General features: G+C 45.0%; 8 protein-coding genes. 2 read left to right on the forward strand and 6 right to left on the reverse strand.

The window, feature by feature from the left end:
• Positions 1-149: 149 nt before the first annotated feature.
• From CHA01nite_RS19795 to CHA01nite_RS19820, 6 genes are all read right to left on the reverse strand, one after another.
• On the reverse strand, positions 150-1445 hold the full coding sequence (locus tag CHA01nite_RS19795; protein ID WP_146944622.1) for a glycoside hydrolase family 88/105 protein: 1296 nt from the start codon (positions 1443-1445) through the stop codon (positions 150-152).
• An 11-nt stretch (positions 1446-1456) separates the two neighbouring features.
• Positions 1457-2455, reverse strand: coding sequence for a DUF4861 family protein (locus CHA01nite_RS19800; protein ID WP_146944624.1), 999 nt, complete (start codon positions 2453-2455; stop codon positions 1457-1459).
• A gap of 50 nt (positions 2456-2505) precedes the next feature.
• Positions 2506-3918 carry a pectate lyase family protein gene (locus tag CHA01nite_RS19805; RefSeq protein WP_146944627.1) on the reverse strand — a complete coding sequence of 471 codons (1413 nt, stop codon included), beginning with the start codon at positions 3916-3918 and terminating at the stop codon, positions 2506-2508.
• Between the two features lie 184 nt (positions 3919-4102).
• Complete coding sequence (locus CHA01nite_RS19810; protein WP_146944629.1) at positions 4103-5125, reverse strand: pectinesterase family protein; 1023 nt, start codon at positions 5123-5125, stop codon at positions 4103-4105.
• 76 nt (positions 5126-5201) lie between these two features.
• A complete protein-coding gene (locus tag CHA01nite_RS19815) occupies positions 5202-7025 on the reverse strand; it encodes a RagB/SusD family nutrient uptake outer membrane protein (protein WP_146944630.1) in 1824 nt (607 codons plus the stop codon).
• Positions 7026-7035: 10 nt separating this feature from the next.
• On the reverse strand, positions 7036-10050 hold the full coding sequence (locus CHA01nite_RS19820; RefSeq protein ID WP_146944632.1) for a SusC/RagA family TonB-linked outer membrane protein: 3015 nt from the start codon (positions 10048-10050) through the stop codon (positions 7036-7038).
• Between the two features lie 870 nt (positions 10051-10920).
• Between CHA01nite_RS19820 and kduI the strand changes: the two genes are divergently transcribed.
• Positions 10921-11757 carry a 5-dehydro-4-deoxy-D-glucuronate isomerase gene (kduI, locus tag CHA01nite_RS19825; RefSeq protein WP_146944635.1) on the forward strand — a complete coding sequence of 279 codons (837 nt, stop codon included), beginning with the start codon at positions 10921-10923 and terminating at the stop codon, positions 11755-11757.
• A gap of 7 nt (positions 11758-11764) precedes the next feature.
• A complete protein-coding gene (locus CHA01nite_RS19830) occupies positions 11765-12547 on the forward strand; it encodes a gluconate 5-dehydrogenase (protein WP_146944637.1) in 783 nt (260 codons plus the stop codon).
• Positions 12548-12559: the final 12 nt, after the last annotated feature.

The following is a 12559-nucleotide window of genomic DNA, read 5'->3' on the forward strand; positions in this document are numbered from 1 at the left end:
CCAGGCAGAACAGTTCATGTTATTTGAACCATTAAGGAGAATGAAGGTTTTAAGATCGGATTAAGGAAAAATCAAAGATTTTATTTAGCGGTACGCTTAAAGCAAAGCTCACCTTAATTTCTCTAAACCTCCTTACAAACCTTAACGGTTCAATTTTTTTCCTGTATGCCTTGCCGTTTATACTGATGTTTTTCAAACTCCAGGCTGGCCAGGATGAACGGTCCTGTTCCTTTGGCGTCGTTGGAACGGATTTCTTCATTGACGTAATATTCGTAGGAACCGTCGCGGTAAGGTTTTCCGCCCAGGCCTGCAACGGCACAGCATTTATTTAAGTTCACCACGCCGTTGGGATCTACAGTGATCAGGTTTTTAATAATTCCATCATAGCCTTTTTGGGCATAGGTTTTATAGGATTTCGGCAGATAACCTTTATTCACCGATTTGATCATGGTGTAGACAAACATCGCTGAGGCCGTTGCTTCGGTATAATTTCCTTTTTCCAGCGGTTGATCCAGCACCTGATACCACAGCCCGTTGTTTTTATCCTGAACTTTGATGATCGCATCCGCATAGGACCGCAGGTAGGAAATCAGCCTAGCCCTTCCCGGATGGTTCTGCGGCAGGTAATCGAGCACATCCACCATGGCCATACCGTACCAGCCCATGGATCTTCCCCAGAAATTCGGGGAAAGCCCGGTCTGCTTATCCGCCCATGCTTCGGTCCTGCTTTCGTCCCAGGCGTGGTAGAGAAGGCCCGTTTTTTTATCCCGTAAATTCTTCTGCACCGAATCGAACTGGAAAACGATGTCATCGTATGCTTTTGTGGCTTCGGCACCTTTGCTGAAATCGGAGGTATAATGGGTATAGAAAGGCATTCCCATATAAAGCCCGTCCAGCCAGACCTGATACGGATATATCTTTTTGTGCCAGAAAGAACCTTCTTGGGTCCTCGGCTGTCCGTCGATCTGCCGCCGGAGCGTCTGCAGGGCTTTCAGGTATTTTTCCTTTTTCTCTTTTTCGTAAAGGTAGAGTAGGACGTTTCCGCTGTTGAGAAGATCGATGTTGTATTTTTCAAGCTCGTAGGTCAGGATGGTTCCGTCTAACTTTACCAGTTTGTCACCAAAATCGCTGATGTACTGATAATATTCTTTTTTGCCTGTTTTAGCATATAAAAGTTCGGCACCGTCGAGGACAATGGCGGTAGGGTAGGTCCATTTCGGACTTTTGCTGAAATCGAGCATCCAGGCTTCCGGGAAACGGTACATTTCGGAAAGCATCATTCTTTCGGACCATTTCAGGTTGGCAGGAACAACTTTTCCGGATGGCTGTCCTGTGGTTTCCGTTTTTGCCTGAGAGGCCAGTTTTGATTGGGCACAGGACAGGAAGATTCCCGAACCTAAAGCCGCAAACGCGAGTAATTTGATGGGGTGACTGATGAAATTCATATCGCCTGATTTTAAAGTGAATTGTTGTTGTCCAAAGTTTCCAGTTTTTGGTCGAGGTCCCGGTAAAAAGCTTCTTCCGTAGTCAGTCCGCCGGGTTCCATAGACCAGGCGGCCAGAAAATAATAGGCTGCCTTTTTCGTTTTCTTAAAAACGATGGTGTGGGTGGATTTGGTCTTTACATATTGAGCGAAAGCATCAAGCGGATAGAAGACTGCCATGCCGAGGTTATCGTCTTTCCTGGTTTCGGTCTGGTTGCCGTACGTGGCAAGATACGCCCATTTTTTATTTTTGCTGAGGCCCTGTTTTGCCGGGATGTTTTGAAAGGCTACCATTCCGGTACATAATCCTGAAATGGGATCGCTCAGGTTTAAATCCACTTTTACGAAACGGTCCCTGTTGAAGATCGTCAGTTTAGAATCCAGATCGATGGCGTCGCCCCAGGTTTTCCAGCCTCTGTAATGAATGTTGGCATAAGAAAGTTCTTTTTCGTTGACTACTTTAGCCGTCGTGCTTTTTACGGTTTTAAAAGTTTCTACATAATCATTCTGTTCATCATACCTTCCGTAAGAACCGATGCCGATGGTCCAGCCGGATTTCAGGATGTCCTGCCCCCAGGGTGCATCATGATGGTACGACTCGAAACCGTCCTGTCCGACTTCCGGCAGAACCAAAGTATTTACTTTTTTCCCGAAAATATCGGTGGCATTTCGCCAGTCGAGGTACAGCCTGTAGCCGATCCTGTTGTTTTCCAGTCCGATTCCTTCGTAACGGATAAAAGTGGAATGGTCGGTGTGAGATTCCGGAAGGGTGAGTTCCTGAATGTTTTTAAAGGTTCCGCCGACGTATTTGTCGCCTTCCCATTTTCCGCCTTCCTTTACCGAAAGTTCGGCATAAGAAAACGGAGCCTTCGGGTTCTTTTTAATATTTTCGATAACCGAAGTCTGAGCCGTTACCAGAACGTTGCCCAGTAAAGCCCCGGTACAGATGATTTTAAATACATTCCGCTTCATATTATTTTGATTGGATCATTTTTATTTAAAAAGTTTTCATGGTCATGAGTTTATTGACGATCGGTAATTTTTTTCACAAGTTCATTAAAATAAACTTCAATATTGTCGTAATTTTTATCTAAATCCCGCCCGATGGCATCAGAGATGTTGGGATTCAACCGGTTCCTGATTTCCCATTCATCCGGCATACCGTCATTATCGGAGTCGGAAAGCGGGTTTCCCTGCCTGAGCTCCGGAAATCCGCCGGCATCGTTTTGGGAATCGATGATTCCGCGGGTACTTCCGTTTGAACCTTTATGGGCATAATTTCCGCTTTTTACATCTTTCAGTACTTGAAGATCAACGGCATCCCTTACCAGACTTGCGCCGCCGATCTGCAGCATTTTTTCGTAAGCCTTTTCCGGAGAATCTGTGTATACGTTATTTTGGATATCATGCGGACTGCTCATCCGTATTGAATTTTTATCTTTTTCCGTCAGATTGTAGGACGGTTTCATCTGGGCAAAAACCCCTTGCGTCCAGTTATCTTCTGAAATTTCCGGGTTTCCTTTGATAAGGTTTCCATGAATATAATATTTTCCCCACTGGTTATAAACTTCGGCTTCAGGGTTTTCATTTTTATCGATGGCAACGATGCGTTGTTCTGTTCTGGTAGCGGGGCCAGGCTTGTAATAATTGCTGATGATGTTGACGTTCATGCCTTCACCGCCATACAGGCTGTTGTGGCCCCAGTTGTAGATCACATTGTTCCTGAAATCGGTAAGGTCGGTGAGGGCAAACCTGCTGCCTGCATATTCCCCCAGACGGGGATTCCGGCTGTCGTGATGGGCATACAGGTTATGATGGAAAGAAGCATTTTTCCCTCCCGCGATGCCTCCGTAGCCATGACTGCCTTTCTGATGTACCGAGTTTCTCAGGCTTTCCGAAATAATGCACCACTGAAGCGTTGTATTTTCATTCGCATACAGGGAAACCGTTTCGTCGGTAGACCAGCTCATCGAGCAGTGATCGATCATCAGGTTTTTAACAAACCGAGCACCCAACGCATCTCCCTCGAATTTTTTCAGGTTGCCCATTCTGAACCGGAGATAACGGATAATAACATCGTCTGCAGCGATAAAAGTTTCATAATTAGCAACGGTAATTCCGTCTCCCGGAGCAGTTTGCCCGGCGATTGTTACGTGGCCTTCCTTTATTTTCAGCGGGGATTCCAGATAAATGGTTCCGCCGGTTTTAAATACAATATACCTCGGGCCCTTCTGATTTAAAGCATACCGCAGTGTTCCTTCCGAGCCGTCATCCGATAATTTGGTTACCGTATAAACTTTTCCGCCGCGTCCTCCCGAAGTATATTTCCCAAACCCTTCGGCACCCGGGAAACCGGGTACTTCCTGCGCTGCCGCAACATTTGAAATGCTGCAGAGTATTCCGGCCGTTAAAAGTTGGGTTAATTTTTTCTTCATGACTGAAAAATGCTCATTTATAGTTAATCATAAGTGAAAGTTACAAGTGGTTTCGGGTTCCTCAGCTACCAAACACCGGTTAAGCATAATATCTATGAAAATCTTTGATTTTTTTATCTTATATGCTTTAAAACAGGCTCAATACTTTAAACTAAATCTCATGCGGCTCATGTGTTAAAGGATCTTATTTTAAACGTTCTTTAAAGTTCCAATTGTCTTTTCCCTTCAGGATATTTTCTGCGGTATATTTTTTCCTGTCTGATTTCTTCAGTTGGTAGGACCAGGAGACCCGTTTTGAAGCATCCGCTCCGCTACCTTTTGAATTCAGCTCTGCATAAAAAGTAGTCTTTTCAGCATCCGGTTTGCTCCAGTTATGCCAGCCTTCCGGTTTTATGGTTGCGTTTATTTCACAATCCACAAAAACCGTTTTTGCAAAAGGCCTCCAGGGCCTGCCCAGGTAGACGGAATTTTCCTTCGCATTTCCGACAATTTCAGAATTGATGAACACAAAACCGAATTCGTTTTCCTGCGGGGTAGAAGCAGCCGTTACGTAGCTTGCCGTTTCTTTTGAATAAATGATACAGTCTTCAAAAACGGCAGTTCCGGCTCCGAAAATATAATCGGTGGTGCCTTCGATGTAGCAGTTTTTAAAATAGTTTCTGGAAGGCCGGGTTTTATCCGGGGAATCCTGAACGCCTTTCAGATAAAGGGTGTCCTGGTTTCCCAGAAACCTGCAGTTTTCAAATACCATCCGGTCTCCCGCCGTGAGTACGGCAACCGCCTGTCCCACGCGTCCCGAGCTGTTTTCAAAGGAAATATTCTTCGCCGTGAATTGATTGGAATAAATAAAAACAGTGGCAGAGTTGGTGGTCCCGATTTCTTTTCCTTCAACATTCTTTTTAGATGCAAAATCGTCATAGGTAATTATCGTCCTCTCAGAGTTTTCCCCTTCCAGTACTAAAGGACCTTTTTCTGCAGGAATGGTAATTTTTTCTTTGTAAGTTCCGGTTTTTATTAAAATCTTCGTTCTTGTGAAAACGTTGTTTTCAACGGCGTCGATGGCTTGCTGTACTGTTGTGAAATTGCCTGTTCCGTCTTTTGAAACCACGATGGTCTTATCGTTCGTTTTAAAAGAAAGCAGGCTCAGCCATCCAATCGAGAATATCGAAAAAAAAATTATCTTTTTAAGAAAAACAGAAGCTTTCATTGAATTTTTTTTAATTAAATACAGACTTCTCTTTTTGAGAGGAAGCCTGTATTTCTGATATGAATGTAAAATGAATCTAGTATCCGTAGTCCTGGGTTAAATTGTAATTGGAGTTGATGACATCCAGTGCAATCGGCAGCAGTTCCTTTCGGTTAGCCTGGAAATAATACGCATAGCTTTTCACCGGATCGCCGCTGATATACGGCTGGGTCATGGCTAATCTCCAGTTGACTTTTGTATAACCGGAAGGCGTGGCCACACTCTGGTTCGGGCTGTAGAAGATGTCTGCTTTCGCTGTTCCGGTTGTCGTGTAGAAATCGATGTCCGAAACATTCTGCTGGGCGGTTTTGTCTTTGTTGTACGCTACTTTTTTATAAAAAATGTATTCCGGAACATTGGCGTAAGCGCCGGTACCGTTCATAAACTGGGTCAGCTTGGCTCTCGTCTCATTGATCTTCGTTTCAAGAAGGTTCCACCGGATGAGATCGTATTTCCTGATTCCTTCGCCTCCGAATTCCAGCTGCCTTTCTTTTACGATATAATTAAAGAATCCGGGTTTGTCGGTCGGGATGGTTCCCACCTGTCCCAGGTTTCCGGCATAGGCCCGTTGTCTTACGGCCATTACGGCATTGATCGCTTCCTGCGACGGCCCGTTATGGATCTCGTTGTCGGCTTCGGCAAACATCAGCAGGATATCGGAATACCTCAGCAAAGGCCAGTCGATTCCCAGATTCTGGGAAGTTCCCGTGATGGAAGTCCAGGATTTTCTGAATTTTCCGTCGTTCCAGTTAATGGACGTCTGAAGTTCCTCCTGTTTTGATGTATTCACCCTGAAGATCGCAATGTTGATATCCCGTCTCAGGTCATATTTGGTAAATTCGTAGAAGTATACGGGAATGGCACTGATCCCTCCGGAAGATTTCCAGTCGGTATCATCATGTCTGAGCCCGTTGTAATAGCCGATCTTGCTGTCGGTTCTTGAGTTTCCTCCGAATGCACCGATCGCGTAGATGATCTCATTGGTGGCATCCGGTGTGTTGGTATGCAGCGACCTGAACAAGCCTTCATAGCTCGGATTCAGCTGGTGCTGCCCGGAATTGATGATGTCTTTACATTCCTGGTAAGCGATCTGGTAATATTTCTGCGGATTGGAGCCCTGCATCATCATCTGCGGGCTTCTTCTCAGCGAGTAGCCGGCTCTTGCCAGGGCAATTCTTGCCCTCAGGCCCTTCACGGCGGCTTTGGAAATTCTCTGGGCGGTGGTGCTCCCTTCGGATCTCCAGGGCACGAGGCTTTCCGCTCTCAGCAGATCATCAAGGATTTTATCGTAAATCACATCACGGTCCGTTTTTGCAACATAGACACTCGGAAGGTCCGAAGACGGAACATCCTGGAAGGGTACGTCGCCCCAGTTTTTGATCAGATCATGGTAGAAATGCGCTCTGAGTGTCAGCGCTTCACCCAGGTATCGGTCCATTAATTTTTTGTCGGCATCCGAACCCGTCTTGTAAACCGGCGAGATCGGGATGTTCTTAATCACCAGATTGGCTCTTTCAATTCCGGCATAGGTATCCAGGAAGGGCCTCAGCAATTCGGTATTCGTCGGGATGGCTCCGAAGCAGCTGATGCCCCGCCGGTCATTGGCATTATAGTCTCCGGACGTCCTCAGATCGTCTCCGGATTGTGAAAGGATCAGGTTCATCCGCTGGCCGTAGGTATTGTCGCCCATCGTCGCATTATAGACGCCCACCAGGGCAGAAAACGTGTCGGAAGCGGAGTCGAACTGCTGTGCTTCCGAAGTATTGGATAAGCTTTCCACATCCAGGTAATCGCCGCAGGAGCTTACGGAAAGCAGTCCTGAAACTGAGAAAAGGATGGCTAAAAATTTATTTTTTTTCATAGGATTAGATTTAAAAAGTAATATCAACACCCGATAAAATGAATCTGCTTCGCGGATAAGCGGCATAATCCACACCCGGGGTCAGAGGATTTCTTCTCGTATTGGCTTCCGGGTCGTATCCCGAATATCCGGTAATGGTAAATACATTGTTCATGGTAAAATACAGCCTGAAATTGGAAAGTCCCAGCTGTTTGGCAAAATCTTTATTCAGGGAATAGCCGATCGTCAGGTTATTCAGTCTTAAAAAAGATCCGTCCTCGATGGCGTAGGAGTGCAGGAAGTAGGCTCCGGCAGGTGGTGTCCACATCGTCGTATTGGCATTCAGTGCAGCCAGTGCGGTTGGATCATTCACTTTATTCCCGGCATCGTCAAACCATCTCCACCGGTCGGCTACTTCGGCCAGCATGTTGTTATCGCGGTACAGGTACTGGGTAGAATATTCGATCTTATTGGCATTGTAAACCTTGTTGCCGACGGAGAAGTTGAACAGTACGCTCATGTCCCAGTTTTTGTAGCGGAACGTCTGGTTGAACCCTCCGTAGAATTTGGGCTGTGCATTTCCGAGATCCGTCATGTCATTGTTGTCGATCACGCCGTCACCGTTAAGATCCTGAAGCTTGAGGTCACCGGGCTGTACGGCTTTGGCTCCGTTGGCTGCGGCGGCTGAACTCGGCACTCCTGACTTTAAGGTATAGGTCTGCGTGGTGGCATTATAATTAAAATCGCTGATCTCATATCTTCCGGCAGTCACATATCCCCAGTAGGTTCCGACGGGCTTGCCTACCTGCACGAGGAAATCGTTCAGGTTGTTCTGCCATCCCGAAGGGTAGTAGTAAAAGTTGGCACTTGCCGAAGCGCTGTTCCCAAGACTTTTAATCATATTCTTATTAGAGGAGATATTGGCATCGATGTTCCATTTGAAGTTTTCCTTATTGATCACCGAAGCTCCTACGGAAAATTCAATTCCTTTATTTGTCGTGCTGCCTGAGTTCTGGTACTGGTATTCGTATCCTGAAGTCTGCGGAATTTTAGCCAAAAGCAGAAGGTCTTTGGTATCGGTCTGGTAAACATCAAGCGTACCGTATAGCCTTCCTTTAAAGAAGCCGAAATCAAGTCCTGCATTTTTTGAAGCTGACGATTCCCATTTCACGCCGGGATTGGACATGATGTTTCCGGTTGTGGCTCCCGGTGTTACGTTGCTTCCGAAGGCATAGCCGTAATCGGATGAGGTCGTGAAAAAAGTATTGTATAAAAATGCAGCGATCCTGTTGTTTCCGGACATCCCGTAGCCGGCACGAAGCTTCAGCTCACTGATGGTTCTGCTGTCTTTCAGGAAATTCTCTTCATTGATCTTCCAGGCGACGGACGCGGCAGGGAAGTAGCCCCACTGGTTTCCGGGACCGAAGACACTGGAACCGTCGGCCCTCATGGAAGCCGTAACGATATATTTGTTCCGGAAGATATAGTTGGCTCTTCCGAAGAAGGAAACCAGACGGTCCGGCAAAACATTCGTCCGCGGAATATCCTGCACCTGTCCGGAAGGAGGGGAAGCCGCCTGAATGTTGGCAAATGCTTCCTCGGCACTGATGGATTTCGGGAACCATTTGATGTTCATCGTCAGCGATTCGGCATCGGTTTTTACGATTTCCTGTCCGGCCAGTAAATCCAGCTTGTGGCTTCCGAACGTTTTTCTGTAGTTTAAAGTATTGGTGTTGGTAATTCTTCTGGACTGTGTCTTGCTGAGAAAAACCACCGGCTGGTCGTTGTTCTGCCTGGCAAGGCTGGTGATCGGACCGGAGAACTGGTTGACGAACTCGTCCCGCTGAACATAACCGATGACACTCCTGAAGGTAAGGTCTTTAGTAATTTTGTATTCAAGGGTTCCGTTGAGAAGAAGGTCATTCCTGCCGTTTTCCTTTACCTCATTGTTGGCCAGCAGCACCGGGTTTACCAGATTGGTCTCATTGGCGAACAAAGGATCGAAATCATCCACGTTTACAGTGGATCCGCCTTCAAACGGCTGGTACCTGACGGCATTTCTCAGCCGGTTGGTACTCTGGGAACCCGTTGAGGAGGTTCCGGCACCGAAAATGGTCTGCCGGCTGTAGCGGGCATTCAGGGTCATGCTTACTTTCTTGGATAAGTCGTAGTCATACTTAAAGTTGGCCATATTCCTCTTAAACCCGGAACCGATCATGATGCCGTCTTCCTGAACATTATTAAGGGATAGCGAGAAAGAAGAATTGTCCGAACCTCCGGTCACTGAAAGGTTATGCGTAAAGTTAAAGGCCTCCCTCCCGAAAACTTCGTCCTGCCAGTCCCTACGTTTGATGGTCTTGTATTTTTCCAGATCGGCATAGGTACCGTACCGGTTTTTGAACAGATCGATATCAGTCTGTACACCGCCTCTGTTGTAAAGTTCATATTGGTAAAGAACGTATTGATACGGATCGAGGACATCGATGGTGTTCTGTATGCTTCTTACTCCTAAAAACCCGTTGTAGTTAATGGAAGTCTTGGCTCTTTTGCGCCCTCCTTTCGTGGTAATCAGCACCACACCGTTAGCTCCTCTGGCTCCGTAAATGCTGGTGGAGGAAGCATCTTTTAAAACTTCGATCGACTGGATTTCCTTGGGCGACAGGATAGACAGTGCATTGTCCATCTGGACGCCGTCCACGATATACAGCGGTGCATTGCTGCCTGTAATGGAGTTTCCTCCTCTTATCACAATGTCTACATCGGCACCCGGCGAACCTTCGCTCAGCGAAACCTGCACCCCGGCCATTCTTCCCTGGATGGCTTCTGCAGCGTTGGTTGAAGGCATATCTTTGATGGCTTCTGCCTTTACTGAAGAAACGGCGTTGGTAACGTCCTTTTTGGAAACCCGGGTATAGCCTACCAATACCACTTCATCGATATTGGTCTCCTTCTCCTTTTTGGTTTCTTTTTCCTGGGCCATGGCCAGGACAGGAAGCAGAAAGAAAGTTAAATATAACCACTTTACGGATTGTACTCTTTTATCCATTTTGTATCCTTAATAGTTTTAGTTTGGGTTGAAAAATTTTTCAATCTTTGTTTTTGTTGGATCTGGAAGTATTCTACTGGGTTTTTAGTGGCAAAATATTTTTAAGAACAATACGCTTTCCGGAGTGCAATCGATTGCGTAATTTTTCATATCAAATATCCTGGCTTCTAAACTAATATTATTTTTTAATACGCAAAGAAAAAAATATTATTTTTTCATTAATTCGATGTCCGCCAATATGAATTTAATTAAAATATAAATTTAAAAATAATAATTAAATAACTGATTTTTAAATATTTAATAAATTTAATTTTAAAATGAAGGATAGTCGTAATTATTGGGAAAAATTTTTCTGCCAGTTACAAAAAGCTTAAAAATTCCTTAAAATTTACCTTTTTTTAAATGAAAAAATTCCCGAAACCGATGCTTAAAATTAAAAACAGGGTCATTTAACTGATTTTTGTCAGCTTTTTTTGCTTAAAATTTCATTCTGTTTCTTAATCACTGTTTTTTATGATGTTTTGTTGTTACTTATAAAGAATTACGAGGTTATTTTTATCAAATATTTATTTAAAAGCAAATATTATATTTTCCGGTGATCCAATGATAATTCCGGAATCACATACCGGTTTCGGTAAAAAAAATAGGGTTAAATTTACATTTTAGGTTATATTTAAATTCTGTTTATGTTTTTAAATATTTGTTTTTCAGTGATTTAAAAATTTAAATTAAATTATTGTTAATGGATTAAATAATAATTCTATATTTAACCCAAGAGTATTTCTACGTCATTTGAGTGTAGTTTTATGCAATCGATTACACAATGTTAAACCGGGTTTTTAAAAACCATAAAAAAGAGAGTAAAGGAGTATGACAAAATCAGAGTTTCGCTACGCCCATCATCCGGACGATGTAAAAAAATATACCACCGAAGACCTGAGAAGGGAGTTTCTGATCCGTGATTTATTTAATGAAGATCAGATCAAAGTAACCTATTCCATGTATGACAGAATGATCGTCGGAGGAGCCATGCCTGTAAATACGGTATTAAAGCTAGAACCGACGGACGATCTGAAAGCAGAACATTTCCTCGACCGGAGAGAGCTGGGAATTATCAATGTAGGGGCAGCCGGGAAAATCACCGTTGACGGTGAAGCTTTCGAACTGAATCACAAAGAGGCTTTATACATCGGCAAAGGATCAAAGGATATTGTTTTCGAAAACGGATCCGAAGGACAGGCTTTGTTCTACTTCAATTCGGCACCGGCACACCATACCTATCCTACAAAAAAAATCACGAAAAATGAGGCTGAAATTGTAGAACTGGGTGAAAACAGATACGCCAACCGGCGAACCATCAACAAGCTGATCGTCAACAGTGTACTGGAAACCTGCCAGCTACAGATGGGGATGACGGAACTGCACGAAGGAAGTGTCTGGAACACTATGCCGTCCCACACCCATACGAGAAGGATGGAAGCCTATTTCTATTTCGATCTGGAAGAAGGGCAGGCGGTGAGCCATTTTCTTGGCCAGCCCCACGAGACCCGTCATGTCTTTATGAAAAACAATGAAGCGGTACTTTCTCCCGAATGGTCGATCCATTCAGGAGTAGGAACGTCCAATTACACCTTCATTTGGGGAATGGCAGGGGAAAATATGGATTACGGTGATATGGACGCTGTTAAAACAAACGAACTAAAGTAACTTTTACATGAATTTATTCGATTTATCCGGGAAGGTAGCCGTCGTTACCGGCGGAACCCACGGATTGGGAATGGCCATGGCAGAAGGCCTTGCTGCTGCAGGGGCCGAACTGGCCATTACCAGCACAACGCCTTCGAAATTAGAAGAAGCTCTGGAATATTACCGGTCTAAAGGATATCAGGCCACCGGGTATATTTTTGATGTAACCGATGAGCGGGAAGCCGCCCAGAAAGTGGCCCTGATGGAAGCGACCCACGGGAAAATAGACATCCTGGTGAACAACGCCGGAATCATCAAGAGAATTCCTGCCATCGATATGGAAATAGAAGATTTCAGGAAAGTGATCGACGTAGATCTTACCGGGCCCTTTATAATGTCTAAACTGATCGGAAAATACATGATCAAAAGAAGATCCGGAAAGATCATCAACATCTGTTCGATGATGAGTGAACTCGGACGTGATAACGTGGTGGCCTATGCTTCGGCAAAAGGCGGACTGAAGATGCTGACCAAAAACCTGGCCACCGAATGGGCGAAACACAACATCCAGGTGAACGGAATCGGCCCTGGCTATTTTGCCACTTCACAGACCGAACCGATCCGCGTAGACGGAAACCCTTTCAATGAATTTATCATCAGCCGCACTCCGGAAGGAAGATGGGGCAATCCGGAAGACCTTGCCGGAACCGCAATTTTCCTGGCTTCAGATGCCAGCCGGTTCATCAACGGACAAATTATTTATGTAGACGGCGGGATTCTGGCAACCATCGGGAAACCTGCGAATGAATAACCCTAGAACCTT

It is taken from the genome of Chryseobacterium hagamense (assembly GCF_007991455.1).
GTDB lineage: Bacteria > Bacteroidota > Bacteroidia > Flavobacteriales > Weeksellaceae > Chryseobacterium > Chryseobacterium hagamense.